The organism is uncultured Fretibacterium sp. (assembly GCF_938040765.1).
Lineage (GTDB): Bacteria > Synergistota > Synergistia > Synergistales > Aminobacteriaceae > CAJPSE01.
In genome coordinates this window covers 1-16,865 of the sequence record NZ_CALIAA010000114.1, presented here as the reverse complement: position 1 = coordinate 16,865, position 16,865 = coordinate 1, and the positions used below count along the sequence as shown (strand labels likewise).

17 protein-coding genes and 1 tRNA gene are annotated in these 16,865 nt (G+C 63.9%); 11 read left to right on the top strand and 7 right to left on the bottom strand.

All coding sequences use genetic code 11. From position 1 onward, the window contains the following. Nucleotides 1–254 (top strand): hypothetical protein (locus Q0176_RS04195; RefSeq protein ID WP_299299540.1); only part of this gene is annotated, 254 nt, incomplete at its 5' end. Between the two features lie 114 nt (nucleotides 255–368). Here Q0176_RS04195 and Q0176_RS04190 read toward each other — a convergent pair. Together Q0176_RS04190 and Q0176_RS04185 are read right to left on the bottom strand one after the other, a co-directional pair. Continuing rightward, the gene (locus tag Q0176_RS04190; RefSeq protein ID WP_299299538.1) at nucleotides 369–2,840 is read right to left on the bottom strand and encodes an ATP-dependent Clp protease ATP-binding subunit; all 2,472 of its coding nucleotides are present in this window, start codon (nucleotides 2,838–2,840) and stop codon (nucleotides 369–371) included. 39 nt (nucleotides 2,841–2,879) lie between these two features. Continuing rightward, nucleotides 2,880–3,362, bottom strand: coding sequence for a CtsR family transcriptional regulator (locus Q0176_RS04185; protein ID WP_299299536.1), 483 nt, complete (start codon nucleotides 3,360–3,362; stop codon nucleotides 2,880–2,882). 282 nt (nucleotides 3,363–3,644) lie between these two features. Between Q0176_RS04185 and def the strand changes: the two genes are divergently transcribed. From def to Q0176_RS04150, 7 genes are all read left to right on the top strand, one after another. After that, nucleotides 3,645–4,178 (top strand): peptide deformylase, encoded by a 534-nt coding sequence (gene def, locus Q0176_RS04180; RefSeq protein ID WP_299299534.1) that lies wholly within the window; start codon nucleotides 3,645–3,647, stop codon nucleotides 4,176–4,178. Further along, the gene (locus tag Q0176_RS04175) at nucleotides 4,175–5,134 is read left to right on the top strand and encodes a methionyl-tRNA formyltransferase (protein ID WP_299299532.1); all 960 of its coding nucleotides are present in this window, start codon (nucleotides 4,175–4,177) and stop codon (nucleotides 5,132–5,134) included. The genes def and Q0176_RS04175 overlap by 4 nt, the downstream gene beginning before the upstream one ends. Continuing rightward, nucleotides 5,131–5,889 carry a hypothetical protein gene (locus Q0176_RS04170; RefSeq protein ID WP_299299530.1) on the top strand — a complete coding sequence of 253 codons (759 nt, stop codon included), beginning with the start codon at nucleotides 5,131–5,133 and terminating at the stop codon, nucleotides 5,887–5,889. Before Q0176_RS04175 ends, Q0176_RS04170 begins: the two co-directional genes overlap by 4 nt. Nucleotides 5,890–5,959: 70 nt before the next feature. Continuing rightward, nucleotides 5,960–6,175, top strand: coding sequence for a 4Fe-4S binding protein (locus Q0176_RS04165; RefSeq protein ID WP_299299528.1), 216 nt, complete (start codon nucleotides 5,960–5,962; stop codon nucleotides 6,173–6,175). A gap of 17 nt (nucleotides 6,176–6,192) precedes the next feature. Next, complete coding sequence (gene vorB / locus Q0176_RS04160; RefSeq protein ID WP_299299526.1) at nucleotides 6,193–7,269, top strand: 3-methyl-2-oxobutanoate dehydrogenase subunit VorB; 1,077 nt, start codon at nucleotides 6,193–6,195, stop codon at nucleotides 7,267–7,269. A 17-nt stretch (nucleotides 7,270–7,286) separates the two neighbouring features. Continuing rightward, nucleotides 7,287–8,033 (top strand): thiamine pyrophosphate-dependent enzyme, encoded by a 747-nt coding sequence (locus tag Q0176_RS04155; protein ID WP_299299524.1) that lies wholly within the window; start codon nucleotides 7,287–7,289, stop codon nucleotides 8,031–8,033. Nucleotides 8,034–8,046: 13 nt separating this feature from the next. Next, a complete protein-coding gene (locus tag Q0176_RS04150; RefSeq protein WP_299299522.1) occupies nucleotides 8,047–8,613 on the top strand; it encodes a 2-oxoacid:acceptor oxidoreductase family protein in 567 nt (188 codons plus the stop codon). A 105-nt stretch (nucleotides 8,614–8,718) separates the two neighbouring features. On the opposite strand, the gene Q0176_RS04145 is transcribed toward Q0176_RS04150, so the two are convergent. Then, the gene (locus tag Q0176_RS04145) at nucleotides 8,719–9,639 is read right to left on the bottom strand and encodes a DnaJ domain-containing protein (RefSeq protein ID WP_299299520.1); all 921 of its coding nucleotides are present in this window, start codon (nucleotides 9,637–9,639) and stop codon (nucleotides 8,719–8,721) included. Between the two features lie 207 nt (nucleotides 9,640–9,846). Here Q0176_RS04145 and Q0176_RS04140 point away from each other — a divergent pair. Further along, nucleotides 9,847–9,933, top strand: a tRNA-Leu gene (locus Q0176_RS04140). A gap of 146 nt (nucleotides 9,934–10,079) precedes the next feature. Here Q0176_RS04140 and Q0176_RS04135 read toward each other — a convergent pair. Further along, nucleotides 10,080–10,808 (bottom strand): MgtC/SapB family protein, encoded by a 729-nt coding sequence (locus tag Q0176_RS04135; RefSeq protein WP_299299518.1) that lies wholly within the window; start codon nucleotides 10,806–10,808, stop codon nucleotides 10,080–10,082. Nucleotides 10,809–10,813: 5 nt separating this feature from the next. Continuing rightward, nucleotides 10,814–12,295 (bottom strand): cation:proton antiporter, encoded by a 1,482-nt coding sequence (locus tag Q0176_RS04130; RefSeq protein WP_299299516.1) that lies wholly within the window; start codon nucleotides 12,293–12,295, stop codon nucleotides 10,814–10,816. Between the two features lie 281 nt (nucleotides 12,296–12,576). Between Q0176_RS04130 and Q0176_RS04125 the strand changes: the two genes are divergently transcribed. Continuing rightward, nucleotides 12,577–13,221, top strand: a complete 645-nt coding sequence (locus Q0176_RS04125; protein WP_299299514.1) for an L-fuculose-phosphate aldolase — start codon at nucleotides 12,577–12,579, stop codon at nucleotides 13,219–13,221. A gap of 34 nt (nucleotides 13,222–13,255) precedes the next feature. Then, on the top strand, nucleotides 13,256–13,690 hold the full coding sequence (locus Q0176_RS04120) for a GNAT family N-acetyltransferase (RefSeq protein WP_299299512.1): 435 nt from the start codon (nucleotides 13,256–13,258) through the stop codon (nucleotides 13,688–13,690). 77 nt (nucleotides 13,691–13,767) lie between these two features. Here the strand turns inward: Q0176_RS04120 and Q0176_RS04115 are convergent, their stop codons facing one another. After that, a complete protein-coding gene (locus Q0176_RS04115) occupies nucleotides 13,768–15,378 on the bottom strand; it encodes an amidohydrolase (RefSeq protein WP_299299510.1) in 1,611 nt (536 codons plus the stop codon). 15 nt (nucleotides 15,379–15,393) lie between these two features. Further along, on the bottom strand, nucleotides 15,394–16,782 hold the full coding sequence (locus Q0176_RS04110) for an amino acid permease (protein ID WP_299299508.1): 1,389 nt from the start codon (nucleotides 16,780–16,782) through the stop codon (nucleotides 15,394–15,396). Nucleotides 16,783–16,865: the final 83 nt, after the last annotated feature.

The window sequence follows — 16,865 nt, the reverse complement described above, 5'->3', positions numbered from 1 at the left end:
GGGTCCGCGTCCGCTTCGAGCGGGAGCAGCGGGGGCTCGTCCTGAGCGAGGCGGACATCGAGTGGAAGGAGGCGCTCTTCCGGTTGGGGGACCCCTCCGAGGCGCTGTCGATCAAAGGACATTTCCTCCGGGTCTACGCGCAGGAGGGCGGCTGCTTTACCACCGGCGCCGAGTTTCTGGACGTCACCCCGGAGCAGCAGATCAGGTTGGTCGGGCTGTACGCGCTGCATCGTCCCCATGCGGCGGGGGCCTGATGGGGGCATCCGCCGTTCGAGCGGCCGGACGATCGAGGAGCCGCCGGCACTGCCGGCGGCTCCAACTTTTATTCTTATGCTCTACCCCTGAAGGGGCCTGATTTGGATTTGGAGTCACGCGGAGGTCCCGTTCGCAAACGCCAGCCCATCCCCCTCGACATCCACCGACACCTGCGTCCCGGCGGGGAACTGCCCGGAGAGCAGGGAGTCGGCCAGCCGGTCCTCGATCAGGGACTGAATGGCGCGGCGCAGGGGCCGGGCCCCATACTTGGGCTTGAAGCCCTTCTCCAGGATCTTCGTCTTCGCGCTCTCGCTGACCCCGATCCGAATGCCCCGTTTCTCCAGGCGCTCGCCCACCTCCGCGAGCATCGTCTCGACGATGCGCATCAGGCTCTCGCGGGAGAGCGGGCGGAACACGGCCATCTCGTCGATGCGGTTCAGGAACTCCGGCCGGAACGCACGCTGTGCCTCGTCCAGGATGACGGTCTTGATGCGGTCCCAGTTCCGGGTCTCCGCGTCGGAGGCGCTCCCGAACCCCAGGGCGCCGCCCTGCTGGGCCTCCCTGGCTCCGATGTTGCTGGTCATGATGATCACGGTGTTGCGGAAGTCCACCTTGCGCCCCTGGCCGTCGGTCAGGTGCCCGTCCTCCAGGATCTGGAGCAGGACGTTGTAGACCTCGGGGTGCGCCTTCTCGATCTCGTCGAAGAGCACGACGGAGTAGGGGCGACGGCGGACGGCCTCCGTGAGTTTGCCGCCGCTCTCGTGCCCCACGTAGCCGGGGGGCGCGCCCAGGAGCTTGGAGACCTCGTGCTTCTCCATGAACTCGCTCATGTCCATGCGGATCATCGCCTCCTCGCTGCCGAAGAGAAAGCGGGCCAGGCAGCGCGCCAGCTCGGTCTTGCCCACGCCGGTCGGCCCCATGAAGAGGAAGCTGCCGATGGGACGCCGCGGGTCGCGCAGCCCCGTCCGGGCGCGGCGAATGGCCCGCGACACGGCCCCAACGGCCTCGTCCTGGCCGATGAGGCGCGAGGAGATCTCCTCCTCCATGCGCAGAAGGCGCTCCGATTCCGCCTCGGTGAGCTGCCTCACGGGGATGCCCGTCAGCTCGGAGACGACGTCGGCGATGTCCTCGGAGGTGACGGCGGCGCGCTGGTGCGTCCGGTTCTCGCGCCACTCGGCCTGTGCGGCCTCCAGCTGGTCGGCGAGGGTGTGTTCCTCGTCCCTCAGGCGGGCGGCCGCCTCGAAGTTCTGGGCCAGGACAGCGCCCTCCTTCTGCTTGCGGGACTCCTCGAGGCAACGCTCCAGCTCGCGGATGGACTCGGGCGGGTCCAGCGTGCGCAGGCGGGACCGGGCCCCGGCCTCGTCGATGAGGTCTATTCCCTTGTCGGGCAGGAAACGGTCCTGGACGTAGCGGGCGGAGAGCTGCGCCGCGGCGGCCAGGGCCTCGTCCGAGATGGAGACCTGATGGTGGGCCTCGTAGCGGTCGCGCAGGCCCTTGAGGATCAGGACGGTGTCCGGGATGCTCGGCTCCTCCACCCGGACCGGCTGGAAACGCCGCTCCAGCGCGGCGTCGCGTTCCACGTACTTGCGGTACTCGTCCTGCGTCGTGGCCCCGATCAGCTGGAACGCGCCCCGCGAAAGGCTGGGCTTGAGGATGTTGGCGGCGTCCACCGCGCCCTCGGCGTTCCCGGCGCCGACGATGGTGTGCACCTCGTCCACGAACAGGATGACGTCGCCGGAGTCGCTGAGCTCCTTGACGACGCGGCGCAGCCGTTCCTCGAACTCGCCGCGGTATTTCGTCCCCGCGACGAGGTTCCCCGTGTTGAGCTGCACGACGCGCTTGTCCTTCAGCGGTTCCGGGACCGCGCCGTCGGCGATCTTCTGGGCCAGCCCCTCGACCACGGCGGTCTTGCCCACGCCCGGGTCGCCGATCAGGACGGGGTTGCTCTTGGTGCGGCGGCAGAGCACCTGCATGATGCGGCGTATCTCGCGCTCCCGGCCGATGACGGGGTCCAGCTCGCCGTCCCGCCCCTTCTGGGTGAGGTCGATGCCCAGCTGGTCCAGCGTGGGGGTCCGGGACCTGCCCTTCTTCCTGAGCCGGTCCGAGAGCAGTTCGACGTTCTGCCCCTTGGGGTCGGGGCTGCCCTCCCCATCCTGGAGGATGGCCGTGATCTGCCTCCGGGCGGCCGCGATGTCGACGCCCATCGTGAAGAAGTACTGGGAGACCAGGCTGTTGTCGTCGCCCAGGATGCCCAGGAGCATGTGCTCGGTGTCCACGTAGTTGACGCCCATGTTCCGGGCCTCGAGCATGGACAGCTCCAGCGCCTTTTTCATCCGGGGGCTGAGCGGCAGGTCGATGGACTTCATGTTGGGCTGCGACTGCCCCATGGCCTCCTCGATCTGGGACTTGATGCGCTCCAGGTCGAGCCCCAGGGCGATCATCGCCTGACAGGCCGTGCCGCCGCCCTCGTGGATCAGGCCCAGCAGGATGTGCTCGGGCTCCACCATGGGGTGCCCCATGCGAAGGGCCTCGTGATGGGCCAGCTGGATGACTTTTTTACCTCGTTCCGTAAAGAATTGCCACATTTTTGTTCTCCTTGCCGTGCATGGGATTCAGAAAAGAGCCTAAGCCAGCATCAGACTGTGCAGCATCTTCTTGAGCATATCCGCCCGAATGACGCTGCGCTTGTGGGGGGAGAGGTCGAACTCGTTCCGCCCCATCTCCTCCTCGTGCCTCAGGGCGACCTCGATGATCAGGCGCTCCCGCGTCGAGAGCAGCTCGCGCTCCTGAAGGGCCAGAAGCAGCTTCCGGCACTCCTGCTCGGTGATGGAGTCCCCGACGATCGCGTCGATATGGCTGAGCCGGTCCTCGGGGGCCTCGAAGGCGACGCGCAGGATGCGGATGTACCCGTGCCCGCCCCTCTGGCTCTCGACCAGAAAGCCCCGCTCCGGCGTGAAACGGCTGCGGAGGACGTAGTTGATCTGACTGGGCACGCAGCCGAACGTCTCGGCCAGCTCCTTGCGCCTGAGGGAGACGATGGACTCGTCCCCCTCGGATTCGAAGAGCTCGTGAATGTACTTTTCGATGGTTCGGGTCAGATTGGACAAAACGCGCTACCTGCTTTCCGAAATATATTGGCTTTCAACCTGTATTGAACCTGTATTGAACGAAACGACACGGTTCTTGCGTCCATTCCGGCCCAATTCTATCCTTAAGGTCAAGTATAATCAATAACGAAAAATGCCGAAACCGGGATACATATTCAGGTTTCTTCGGATGCGCGAGCCTGTGGATGCGGGTATACTGAAGGTCAGAGATCGAACGAAAAAAGAGCCGACCTTCCGTCCTCTTTTCGCGGGCGGGGGCGGCATGGATATCCGGGGGTACACATGACGGAGTACAAGGGAGTGGCTTCGGGCATACTGGACGGGGGGGAGCTGGAGGTTCGCTGCTTCCCCGACCCGGTGCTCAAGAAGCCGGCCGAGCCCGTCGAGGAGTTCGACGAGGAGCTGGCCGATTTTGTGGCGAGGATGCGCGTTGCGATGCAGACGCACGATGGCGTTGGGCTGGCGGCCCCCCAGGTGGGGGTGTCCCGGAGGATCGCCCTGGTGGAGTACGACGGACAATTCTTCGTCCTGATCAACCCCCGCCTGCTGGAGCAGAGGGGCGAGCAGATGGGGGAGGAGGGGTGCCTGAGCTTCCCGGGCATCTACGCCGAGGTGAAGCGTCCCTCCTGGGTCCGGGTCGAGGCGCGCGACGAGAGGGGCGAGCTTCGCGTCCACGAGGTCGAGGACTTCCTGGCCAGGGCGTTCCTGCACGAGATGGACCACCTGGACGGCAAGCTCTTCATCGACTACCTCTCGCCCATCAAACGGGGGATGATCCGGACCAAGATGCGCAAGCGCGCGGCCGCCGCCCGATGACGCGCCTCTGGTTCATGGGGAGCGGCGCGTTCGCGGCCCGGTGCCTGATGCACCTGAGCGCGTCGCTTCCCCCCGGTATCTCCCTCGAGCGCGTGATCACCGGGAACCCCACGCGCGCGGGACGCGGCCTGAGGGAGACCGTCTCCCGCGTCGAGGAAACCGCCCTGGCCCTGGGGCTCCCCCTGGAGCGGACGGGCCCCCTGTCCGAAAACGAGCCTTTGCTGAAGGCCGTCACCACCTCCCCCCCCGACGCCATCTTCGTCGTGGACTTCGCCCAGCTGATCCGAGAGCCGTTTCTGAACGCCCCGCGCTGGGGCTGCCTCAACATCCACCCCTCCCTCCTTCCCCGCTGGCGCGGCGCCGCGCCGGTCCAGCGGGCCCTGATGAGCGGCGACGCGGAGACGGGGGCGACCGTCTTTCGCCTCGTCCCGGAGATGGACGCCGGCCCGATCTTGCGCCAAGTCTCCGTCCCCGTCGGGCTGACCGCCACGGCCTCGGAGCTTTATGAGAAATTGAGTTTGGGGGGAAGCCAAATCGCCCTTGAAGGTGTACAATATTTACTAAATACACCGAACAATATGTTTCATTTTTTGAAAAAGCAAGATAATGACGCCGCTACTTACGCTCCGAAGATCGGCAAGGCGGAGGGCGAGGTGTCGTGGGAGTGGGATGCCCTGCGGATCCACAACGTTGTCCGCGCGCTTGACGCCTCCTTTGGGGCCTTCGCGGCCGTGAGAGGAGCGAGGCTCAAGATGTGGAAAACCCTGCCCTGTGAGGGGGCCGGGGGGGCGGAGGAAAACGTCGGGCGTGTGCTGCGGTTTTCCGATGGTTTTCCGGTCGTGGGCTGCGGGGGGGGCGCGCTGCGCCTCGACGAGGTCCAGGCCGAGGGGAAGAAGCGGGTCGGGGGGAACGAATGGGCGCGCGGCCTGCGTCTGAAGGAGGGGGATGTGCTGTGACGGAAGGGCGGACGCCTGCGGAGATGGCGGGGCTCTACGAATGGCCCCGGGTCGTGGCCGTCACCGGGGCTCTGGGGTCGGGGAAGACGGAGTTCGTCCTGAACCTGGCGCGGGGACTCAAGGAGCGGGGAGAGCGCGTCACGATTGCCGACGCGGACATCATCAACCCCTACTTCTGCATCCGCCAGGTGGCGGACCAGCTGGAGCGGGAGGGGTTCACCGTGCTCACCCCTCCGGAGGCGGCCAAGTGGTCGGACATGTCCATCATCAACCCGGCGATCTCCCGGGCCATCGTGGACGGGAGTGCGCGGCTGATCCTCGACATCGGCGGCGACGCCGTGGGGGTCCGGGCCCTGACGCAGTTCGCGCCCGACCTGGAGGCGGCGGGGTACCGGCTGCTCCTGGTTGCCAACGCCTTCCGGCCCACGACGGGCAGTCCGGAGGCTATCGCGAAGATGCGGGCCAAGATGGAGATGCTCTGCGGGCTCGAGGTGGGGGCTCTGATCGCGAACTGTCATCTGATGGAAACGACGGCCGCCCAGGACGTCGCGGAGGGCGTCCGTATCGTCCTGGAGGCGGGGCGGAGGCTGAATCTGCCCGTGCTCTACGCGACGGTTCTGGAGGAGCTCTGCGGCGAGGTGGAGCGGCTGTTGGGGGTTGACTCCGTCCCGATCTGGCCGATGGTCCGGTACATGCAGCGCCCGTGGGAGGGCGAAAGCATGTGGTCGGCCCCGGTGCGGGCGAACGGAGCTTGAAGCGAGGCGCATTGTTTTTCGCGAGGATTCGCATTTCAACGTCAGCGAACAGGAGAGGAGACGTGGAAACATGGCGAAAGGACGAGTGGAGGTTCGGGAGGATTACTGCAAGAGCTGCGGGCTTTGTGTGGAGGTCTGCCCCAAGAAGGTCCTGAGGATTTCCGACAGGATCAACCCCAAGGGGTACCGCCCGGTGGAGCAGTTTCAGGAGGGGTGCATCGCCTGTGCGCTGTGCGCCCGCATCTGTCCGGACGTGGTTCTGACGGTCTATCGCACCGACGAGTAGCTGGAGGGGGGACAAAAATGGCGAAGGTTTTGATGAAGGGGACGGAGGCCATCGCGGAGGCTGCCATTCAGGCGGGCTGCCGGTATTTCTATGGATATCCGATCACGCCTCAGAACGAGATACCCGAGTATATGTCGTCGCGCCTTCCGCAGGTTGGGGGAGTGTTCCTCCAGTGCGAGAGCGAGGTCGCGTCCATCAATGCCCTGATGGGCGGGGCGGCCACGGGGTACCGTGCGATGACCACGTCGTCGAGCCCCGGCATCTCCCTGATGGCGGAGGGGATGTCCTACATCGCGATGGGCGAGCTGCCCTGCGTCATCGTCAACGTGATGCGGGCCGGCCCCGGACTGGGCGGGATCCTGCCCGCTCAGGGCGACTACTTCCAGGCGACGCGTAACGCGGGGCACGGGGACTACCGCATGATCGTGCTGGCCCCCGACAACCTGCAGGAGGCCGTGGACCTGATCCAGGACGGGTTCGACCTCTCCCAGAAGTACCGGACGCCGGTGATGGTGCTGGCCGACGGCTTCATGGGCCAGATGATGGAGGCCGTGGAGATCAAGACGCGCACGATCGAGGATCCCAAATCCAACGCGGAGTGGGCCCTTGGCTGGCGCAAGGAGCGCGGCGGCGAGCGTACGATCGTCTACAACCTCAAGCTGAAGCCCGAGGATCTGGAGATCCAGGTGACGCACCTCCAGCAGAAGTACCTGAAGATCCGCGAGAACGAGCAGCGGGTCGAGCGCTACCTGGTGGAGGACGCGGAGCTGGTGATCGCCGCCTATGGGACGACGAGCCGCATGGCCCGGACGGCGATCGACCGCCTGAGGGGGGAGGGGCTCAAGGTGGGGCTGATCCGGCCCATCACCCTGTGGCCCTATCCGGTGAAGGGCTTCAGGGATCTGCCCGCCTCGGTCAAGCTGCTGCTGGACGTGGAGATGAGCTCGGAGTATCAGATGCTCGACGACGTCAAGATCTCGACCGAGTGCCGCCTGCCCGTGGAGACCTACGGCCGGTGGGGCGGCTTTACGCCGTCCGTGCACGAGATCGAGGACAAGTGCAGGGAACTGCTCGGAAAGCTCGGGAAGAAGTAGAAGGAGGGGGCGAGAAGATGAGCGAGACGAAAGTTTTTGAGATGACGAAGACCTGGCAAAGGGACGTGCACACGCACTACTGCCCGGGTTGTATGCACGGCGTGGCCCACCGCCTGGTCTGCGAGGCCATAGACGAGCTGGGGATCCAGGAGGACACGATCGGCATCGCCCCGGTGGGCTGCGCCGTCGTCATGCACCAGTACATCGACGTGGACTTCATCGAGGCCGCCCACGGCCGCGCTCCCGCCCTTGCCTACGGGATCAAGGCCGTCAGGCCCGATAAGATCGTCTTTTCCTATCAGGGCGACGGCGACCTGGCCTCGATCGGAATGGGGGAGGTCGTCCACGCGGTCAACCGAGCCTGGCCCCTGACGATTATCTTCGTCAACAACGCCATCTACGGCATGACCGGCGGTCAGATGGCGCCCACGACGCTCCTGGGCCAGAGGGCGACCACCTGCATCGGGGGACGCGACCCCAAGGTGAGCGGGTACCCCATCCGGGTGAGCGAGATGCTGGCCACCCTGGCCGGTCCGGCCTACATCGAGCGCGTGGCGCTCTCCCAGCCCAAGTACATCATGCAGGCCAAGGCCGCGATCAAGAAGGCCTTCAAGAACCAGGTGGACAAGAAGGGGTTCTCCTTCGTCGAGGTGCTCTCCACCTGCCCGACCAACTGGGGCATGCGTCCTGTGGACGCCCTGAAGTGGGTGGATGAGAACATGATTCCCTACTATCCTCTGGGCGTCAAGAAGGATTTCGAGTGAGGAGGGCGAGGACATGGCGGACAACGGAGGAAAGAAGTTCGAGCGTACGCTGGTTGCGGCGGGTTTCGGCGGACAGGGATTGATGGTGCTGGGCCAGCTGATCGCCTACACGGGCAACGCGGAGGGACGCAACGTCTCCTGGCTGCCCTCCTATGGGCCCGAGATGAGGGGCGGTACGGCCAACTGCAGCGTCGTCATCTCCGACGAGAAGGTGGGGTCCCCGGTCGTCTCCGATGCGGATGCCGTGGTGGTGATGACCCAGCCGTCCCTGACCAAGTTCAAGAACGACGTCAAGAAGGGCGGGGTCCTTATCTACAACAGCGACCTGGTCAAGCTGGAGGGGGAGAACGTCCGCAGCGACATCCGCACTATCGCCGTCCCCGCCAACACGATCGCCAACGAGACCGGCAGTGACAAGGTGGCCAACATCGTGATGCTGGGGACCCTCGTCGCCGCGACCGACCTGGTGAGTGACTCGATGTGCATTGAGATGATCAAGGAGAAGCTGGGCACGAAGAAGCCGCAGTTCCTGCCCATGAACCTGAAGGCCTACGAGGCGGGCAAGGCCCTTGTGAAGTAGGGGACGGACGCCTTTCTCGGATTGGAATGAAGGATCGGGCCCCTGGCATACGGCCGGGGGCCCGATTTTTCGTGGATTGAAATCGAGGGGGTACGGGAGAGGCTTTTACGGCCTCTCCGCAAAGACGGTGGCCCAATGAAAGCTGAAGCCGAAGGCTACGGCGAAGGCCGGGTAAAACAGAATCGTGCCCTCTCCGTCGTAACCAGGGGAAATGTTGATGAAACGGGTCGACGCGAGGTAGATGGCGCACAGGCATGGAAAAACTATCTTGAAGAGCAGGTCGGGCGGATAGGATTCCACGTTGCCGGTACGGGGGTTGCGATAATGGCAACGGACGTGGCTCCATTTGCGGCGCAGGGTCAGAAAGCCGATCCAGGCGAGGCAGAAAAAAAACGTCGTCAGGTTGAGCAGGCTGTCCTTTTTGGCGGCGTCCAGCCCCCATGCGACCGTCCTCGATATCAGGTACCCCATGAGCATGCACGCGGAGAGGGCCGCCCAGAACCTCCAATGGGAAAAATAGGAGCGGGATCTTGCCGCAGCTTCTTCCCGTTCCATCCATTCCTCTCCGGCAGGCCTCTCGACGACGTAGTGGCAGGGCGGATTCGGCAGTTTTTTCTTCCTGCGGGGCGGCTCGGGGATGTCCGAGTACTCCACGTCCTCCCAGTCCGTTTCGGAGGAGTACCGCCAAGCGTTGGCGCGGGATGCTCGTTCTCCGTCCCGGTCCGAGAACTCGGCTTCCGTATAGGGGGCGTCATCTCGGGCCCATCCGTCCTCGAAAAAGCCGTCGTCCTCCACGTCCATATCCTCTTGGAGGGGCTGCCGAGCTTGATCGTACGCACTTTTGCGCACCGGATCGCTCAGAACTTCGTAGGCCTCCGTCGCGGCAGCGTAGATCCTGGCGGCGAAGGGTTCCGGGTTCGCATCGGGCCCGAAAAGGGCGGACATTCTCCGGTAGGCTTCCTCAATCTCCGCGTCCGTCGCCCCGTTCGGGACGCCCAGAATTTGATAGTAGTCCGGCTGGTTCATTTCATGCTCCTCTTGTCGCTGGCTGAGCGGGAGAGTCCCCGCCCTTATTATGCTATCCGGACCCGTCAGCGTAAAGTAGCCATTGGAACGTTTTTACGGCGGACAGGTCCGTGGGGCTGGGAAAAATCCAAACTGTAGTCCATGGGCCGATTTCTTTGCCCTTACCCTTGACGTTCCCGCGATAGACGGTATAATGTTTTCTGTTTTGCGGGGGTGGCGGAATTGGTAGACGCGCAAGACTAAGGATCTTGTGGCTGTAAAGCTGTGGGAGTTCGATTCTCCCCCTCCGCACCATAGAAAATCAGACGCCTGAAGCGTTCTTGAAGGCGCTTGGGCCTGTTAAAAGGAAAGACGGCGGAAGGCCGTCTTTTTGTTTTCTCTCCTTTTTTCCCCTCATTCGATCTGCGGGACATCGGGCGCGGACGCCCCGCCCGACGCGGTCAGTTGATCTCCTCGATGTGTGCGATGTACTCGAGCGAGCGCAGGGCTTCGATGATCTCGCTGTGTTTTTTGTACTTCTTCAGCTCGGCGCTGTTGATGGTCAGGGATACGGTATAGACGCTCAGCCCCGAGTTCAGGTACGCAGGGTTGGATTCTATGTCCTCGATCCGGATCCCCAGGCTCCGGACCGTCGTGACGAAGTACTGCAGGTTGCCCTTGCTCTTCAGCTCCAGATGGATCTCGAAATGGTTCGAGTTGTCCTTCATGTACCGCTCGATGGGCGGAAACAGGGCCAGACTGGAGAACAGGGCCAGGAAGGAGATCGACGCCACCGTGTAGAGCCCGGCGCCCAGCGCCATCCCGACCAGTCCGCAGCACCAGAGGGCCGCCGCCGTGGTCAGACCCTTGATCTGGCTTTTCGAGCTGAACAGGATGGCGTTGACGCTGACCATCGCGGCGCCGACCACGGCCGCCGCCGAGATGAGGGGGAAGCGCTCCGACGCGGATCGACAAAGGTACAGGTCCGTCAGCATGGCCGTCGTGGAGGCCAGGGAGACGAGAATGAAGGTGCGCAGCCCCGCGGAGTGCCGCTTGCTGGAACGTTCGCAGCCGATGATCGCCGCCAGCATGACCGAAAGCAAAATCCTCAATATGACGGAGCGGACGTTGAGCTCATCCGTCCATCCTCCCAAGATTGCCGCGGCCAGGCCGTTGATTTGCGTATTCATGACACCTAAAACCTCCTCAGGCGCGAACGGCGGATGTTCGCGTAGCGGCGGCTCGCCTCCATCGCCGCATATTGATTCTCCGACGCCTCCATAAAGGCCTCCTCCTCCTCGGAGAGGAGGGATTTGGGGGGCAACTCCTTCTGTATTTTCTGTATCCTCTCGACCAGCAGTTCTATGGCGGATTTTCGGCCCTCGCTTGCCGGGAGGACCTCCTCCGGGACGATGTCCTCCAGCCGCGTGTGATAGGAGCCCGCCAGATACAGCGAGAGCTTTGCGCAGCCCGGTCCGATCAGCTCGTAAAGGACGCTGGAGGCGAGGATGATCGTCTGCAGCGCTCCCCCCATCTCCCCGCCGAGCGTCCTGGCTCCGAGGGCCGCGAGGCCGATGGCGACGCCCGCCTGCGGGATCAGGGCCAGACCGAGGTAATTCCTGACGTTTTTCGGCTTGTGCACGAGAAGACATCCCCAGAACGCGCCGGCGTATTTCCCCAGGATCCGGACGATGAAATAGACGACCCCGACGAGAAGGAGCGGCACGCTGCCGACGGCGGCCGAGGCGCTGAAAAGCGTATCCAGCTTGAACGACAGCCCCGACCGGACGAAGAACAGAAGAAGGATCGGAGGGCTGAAGTAGTTCAGCTGCTTGAACAGCTTGTCGTCCTCGGTGAGGTTGACGTAGACCGTGCCCATCGACATGCAGCCCAGCAGCGGGGAGACGTCGAAGAGCGTGCAGATGCCGCAGAACGAGAACAGCAGGGCAATGGCGATGATCAGCCGGTTGTCGGTGGAGTGTTTTTTGAACAGCATCCACTTCATCACGAGCCCGAAGAAGCAGCCGAGGCCCAGGACCCCGGCGTTGACGGCGATCGGAAGAAGGACGTTTTGAAGGTCGAAGCCTCCGCCCGCTCCCGGCCCCGCATCGGAGATCGAGGCGAGGGCGACGGAGATGGCGATGCTGTACTCGACCAGCCCGACGACGTCGTCGAGCGCCACGACCTGCAGGAGCGTGTTGACGAAGTCCCCCTTGGCCCCCGTCTGCCGGATCGTCATCATGGTCGAGGCCGGCGCGGTCGCCGAGGCGAGTGCGGCCAGAACGACCGAGAAGGCGAAATTGAGTCGCAGGACGTAATAGACGACGGCGAAGACGAGGAGCGAGGTCAGGCACGCCTCCAGAATCGTTATGACGATCACCTTCGTCCCGTTCTTCCTCAGAACGGACATTCTGAAGAACTCGCCCGTGCTGAACGCGATGAAGGCGAGCGCGATGTCCGGCAGAAAGTCCAGTCCGTCGATGATCCGGGCCGGGACGAGGCGCAGGCAGTAGGGGCCGATCAGGATCCCGGAGACGATATAGGCGGTCACGTCGGGCAGCCTCAGGCGCTTCGTCAGACGCGTCGCCATGAACCCGGAGAAGAGCATGAGCGCCACGGATATGATGACGGCGGCGGCCGAGGACGTATTATGAAAGGCGGAGATGTAATCCTGCAACTTTGCCCCTCCATTCCGGGCTCCCGAACCCAAGGCTGACAGCGGCGGCAACCTTATGATTATAATATAACGAACGATACGGCGACAAATGTCGGGGGGGCCGAATGGACCGCATGTTTCGCCGTGCGCCGAAGGTCGGGAAGCGGCCGGGGATGTCCGGAGGAGGCAGCGCTCGACGCGCTTCCAGGCTATTTCCGGGGCGTGGCGGAGGATGTTCTTTGCCGATCCTCGGGACGGAGGTCCCGGGTGTGGGACGTGGCTTTTTGAGAGGAGCGAACGTGATGCTGCTGCAAGAGGAGCGAGAGAGCGTCGTCGATTACTGCCGCAGACTTGTGACGCACCATCTGACCAGGGGGACGGGCGGAAACGTCAGCGTCTGCAATCGGGAACGGGGATTGATGGCGATCAGCCCCAGCGGGATGGATTACTTCCGGACCGAGCCGGAGGATGTCGTGGTGCTCGACCTCGAGGGCCGTGTCGTGGAGGGGAGGCGCGTCCCGTCGAGCGAGGTCGATATGCACCGCGTCCTCTACGCCGGGCGCGAGGACATCGGGGCGGTGGTGCATACGCACTCGACCTGTGCGACGACCCTGGCCTGCCTGCACGAGGGGCTTCCCCCCGTGCACTACCTGATCGGCTTCGCCGGATGCGACGTCCGCTGCACCGAATATGCCCCGTTCGGGTCCCGGGAGCTGGCCCGGCTGGCCTTCGAGGGGATGAGGGACCGCTACGCCGTGCTGTTGGGCAACCACGGCCTTCTGGCGGCGGGGCCCGACATCCGCTATGCCTTCAACGCGGCCGAGGAGATCGAGTTCGTCTGCGAGCTCTACTGCCGGGCCCGCAGCATGGGCAAGCCGGTCCTGCTGTCGGAGGCGGATATGGAGGTCGTGTTGGAGAAGTTCAAGAGCTACGGGCAGCGGGACTGAGGGGGCGAGAATGCGGGGACGGGGGTGAAGGGCTGTGGAATTCCGAACGGTCGCGTCCGAAAGGGAGCGTTTTCTCGACCTGCTCCTCCTGGCGGACGAGGAGGAGACGATGATCGCCCGCTATCTGGACCGAGGCGAGATGATCGCCCTTTACGACGGCGGGCTCAGGGGCGTGTGCGTCGTAACGAACGAGGGGGAAGGGCTCTACGAGCTCCAGAACATCGTGATCGTCCCGGAGCATCAGGGATGTGGCTACGGCAGGGCGCTGATCCTCCACGTCCTTGATCGGTACAGGGGCCAGGGCGTCCTGCAGGTCGGAACCGGCGGACGCACCGCCGTGTTCTACGCGTCCTGCGGTTTCGAGGTTTCCCACACGCTGAAGAACTACTTCGCAGAGCACTACAGCCGTCCGATCATCGAGGATGGCGTGCGGCTCCTCGACAAGGTTTACCTCAAGCGGGCGCTGTGAGGGCCGAAGTTTCGCTCGGGTCTGATGGAGGTGGAGCCGCGGCAGGTCCTCCATTCTTTGCCGCCTCGCTCCCCGCCCTATCCCCGCCGGTAGACGATCTCTCCCCCGACTACCGTCATCTCGGCGGCGATGTCCCGGATCCCGTCCGGTTCGATGGTGAAGATGTCGTCGCTGAGCACCGTGAAGTCCGCGAGGTATCCCGGGCGGATTCGGCCCTTGAACCCCTCGGCGAATTCCGCGTAGGCGCTCTCCAGCGTGTAGGCATCCACGGCGTCGCAGATGCCGACGCATTCCTGCGGGAAGAACCCGTCCTTCGGATATCCGTCCTTGTCCTTTCGGGTGACCGCGCTGTAGAGGTTGGGGAAGGGGTTGCAGCTTTCCACCGGAGCGTCGGTGCCGTAGGAGACGTGTCCTCCGAGGCGCCTCAGGGTCTCGAAGGCGTAGGAGGTCGAGGCCAGTTCTCGGCCGCACCGGCTTTCCACGACGTGCATGTCGTAGTCCAGGAAGATGGGTTGGACCATGGCCAGGACCCCCAGGCGCGCGATACGCTCCAGCAGCGGGCGGTCCGTGATCTGGCAGTGGACCAGGGCGTGCCGCAGCGTGTTGGGGCCGCCGTTCATCATCCTCTCGTAGATGCCGACCGTTTTTTCGACGGCCGCGTCGCCGATGACGTGCGTGATCACCTGCATCCCACGGGCCGCTGCGGCGCGGCAGAGGCCTTCCTGCTTTTCGTCGGAGAGGGCCTCGACGCCGCAGTTACACGGATCGTCCGCGTAGGGCCGGCGCATGAGAGCGGTGCGCGCCCCCAGGCTGCCGTCCTTGAAGAGCTTCAGGGGACCGATCGTCAGGCGGTTGCCCTTGTAGATGTCCCTCCTGGCCTCGGTGTCGCAGAAACGGTTCAGGGCCTCGGGGTCGTCGAAGGTGATCTGATGTCGATAGCGGATCGTTGCCCTTCCGGTCTCGAAAAGGGTGCGGATGGAGTCCGAGTCCCCATAGACGTTGGGGGCCCCCACATCGTTGGACTGGATGCTGGTCAGGCCGCAGGCCGCGCAAGTGTCCAGCGCATCCGCGAACATCCGGACCTTCTCCTCGAACGTGAAGTCCGGAATGACCTGCTCCACCCACGCGACGGCGTTCTCGGTGAAGACTCCGTTGGGCTTTCCCTCCGAATCCGTCCCGATCGTTCCTCCCTCGGGCGGGGTAGCGCCGGCATCGATCCCCATCAGCTCCAGGACCTTCGTGTTCGTCGCGCAGATATGTCCGCAGACCCGTTCGAGGACGATCGGAATCTCCGTCGATATCCTGTCGAGGTCGAGGCGGTTGGGTATCCGCTTCTCGCCCTCGAAGAGGTCTTGGTTCCAGCCCATACTGCGGATGCCCCGCGCAGCGGACTCGGGGCGGGAGGCGATGAACGCGCGGCAGGTGTCGACGATCTGCCCGATGCTCCTGCATCCGGAGAGGTCGGCCTGTGCGTTCGCCGCGGCGATGCAGGACAGGTGCATGTGAGAGTCGTTGAGGCCCGGCAGCACGGTTCGGCCGCAGCAGTCCACGACGGCGGGAGCGAGCCCCGCCAGCGCATGCATTTCGTCCCGTCCGCCGACGGCCCGGATGGTCTCGCCGTCCGTCAGCACGGCCTCACAGAATCGCCCCTTCTCCAGATAGAATTTCCCGTTCTCGAAAATCTTCATGACTCGAATGCCTCCTTATTGGGACGAGCCCTGCCGCTTCAGGCGCAGGTCGAACAGGGCATAGGCCACGGCGCCGACGGCGGGGACGCAGAGCCCCAGCAGGGCGTTCGCGGGGTCCTCGACGAGCGTATTGATCAGCAGCCCGAAGAATACGAGCCCGATGAGGATGGGGACCACCGGATAGCCCACCACCCTGTAGGGACGCCGGATGTCCGGATACTTGCGGCGCAGGCGGATGACGGCGAACATGCCCAGCATGTAGTAGAACATGGCGTTGAAGATGACGAGCGAGGTCAGCTGATCCAGGGAGCGGAACAGGACCAGGATGATGGAGAATACGCACTGGACGGCCATGGGCACTGCAGGTACCTTGTACTTGGGGTGCAGCCACTTGAAGCTGGAGAAGAAATGTCCCTCCTGCGCCATAGCGTAATAGGTCCTGGGCTGGGCGATGATGCAGCCGTTCAGCGCGCCGAACATGGACAGAGCCATGCCCACCGTGACGATGATGGCCCCCGTGTTCCCCAGGACTTTCTGTGCCGCGGCCGTCCCCAGATAGTAGTTCTCGGCATTGAGCATAGTCTGGATCTCGGAGAGGGGCAGGACCCGGTAGATCGCGTAGTTGAAGAGGACGTAGAGAATCGTGATGCCTCCGATACCGAAGAAAAGTGCTCGCGGCAGGTTCTTGTGGGGTTCCCGTATCTCCTCGGCCACGACGTTGATGTTTGCCCAGCCCTCGTACGCCCAGAGCGAGGCGACGATCGCGAAGGCCAGCATCCGCAGGATATCGAAAACGGAAACGGGGCCTGTGGGAGGCTGAATCCCCAATGTGGGAGAGACCTGTCCCAGGAGGAGCGCCACGAAGAGGATGATCAGGATGGGGATCAGCTTGGCGACCATCGAGATGTTCTGGAGGATGGCGCTCAGGCGAATGCCGAAACAGTTGTAGAGGGAAAGGATCGCGATGAGCACGATGGCGATGGCCTTGATCCCCATGTCGCCGATGTCCGTAAAGGCCCGAAGAGCCGTAGGCAGGGCGATGGCGATCGCGGCTATGGACCCCGGTCCGCCGATGAGCCAGTCGCTGAACCCGTAGAGGAAGCCGAGGATCGGGTGATAAGCCTCGTTCAGGTAGAGGGTCATGCCTCCGGACCTCGGCATGGCCGCGCCCAGCTCCGCGTAACAGAGACCGCCCAGCACGGAGACCAGCCCCCCGACGGCCCAGCAGATCAGGGAGAGCCCGAGGCTCATCCCGCAGCGCTGAAGAACGTAAGCGCCCAGGTAGAAGATTCCCGACCCGATCATGATGCCGCCGATGATGCTCATACCGCCGAACAGACCGATATCCCGCCTCAGCTCGGTATTTTGTGAGGTGAGCGCCTCCAGCCTTTCGTTCTTTTCCACGATGCCCCTCCTTATGGATAATGAATGATGGAATAGAGAATAATGGAGTCCCTTGGCCTGACGGAATCCGCCGATGGAGCCTT

Excerpts from the sequence above, each read along its gene's own strand:
- Q0176_RS04190 (WP_299299538.1), bottom strand. The coding sequence starts at position 2,840 with ATGTGGCAATTCTTTACGGAACGAGGTAAAAAAGTCATCCAGCTGGCC.
- def (WP_299299534.1), top strand. The coding sequence starts at position 3,645 with ATGACGGAGTACAAGGGAGTGGCTTCGGGCATACTGGACGGGGGGGAG.
- Q0176_RS04175 (WP_299299532.1), top strand. The coding sequence starts at position 4,175 with ATGACGCGCCTCTGGTTCATGGGGAGCGGCGCGTTCGCGGCCCGGTGC.
- Q0176_RS04165 (WP_299299528.1), top strand. The coding sequence starts at position 5,960 with ATGGCGAAAGGACGAGTGGAGGTTCGGGAGGATTACTGCAAGAGCTGC.
- vorB (WP_299299526.1), top strand. The coding sequence starts at position 6,193 with ATGGCGAAGGTTTTGATGAAGGGGACGGAGGCCATCGCGGAGGCTGCC.
- Q0176_RS04155 (WP_299299524.1), top strand. The coding sequence starts at position 7,287 with ATGAGCGAGACGAAAGTTTTTGAGATGACGAAGACCTGGCAAAGGGAC.
- Q0176_RS04150 (WP_299299522.1), top strand. The coding sequence starts at position 8,047 with ATGGCGGACAACGGAGGAAAGAAGTTCGAGCGTACGCTGGTTGCGGCG.
- Q0176_RS04145 (WP_299299520.1), bottom strand. The coding sequence starts at position 9,639 with ATGAACCAGCCGGACTACTATCAAATTCTGGGCGTCCCGAACGGGGCG.
- Q0176_RS04135 (WP_299299518.1), bottom strand. The coding sequence starts at position 10,808 with ATGAATACGCAAATCAACGGCCTGGCCGCGGCAATCTTGGGAGGATGG.
- Q0176_RS04125 (WP_299299514.1), top strand. The coding sequence starts at position 12,577 with ATGCTGCTGCAAGAGGAGCGAGAGAGCGTCGTCGATTACTGCCGCAGA.
- Q0176_RS04115 (WP_299299510.1), bottom strand. The coding sequence starts at position 15,378 with ATGAAGATTTTCGAGAACGGGAAATTCTATCTGGAGAAGGGGCGATTC.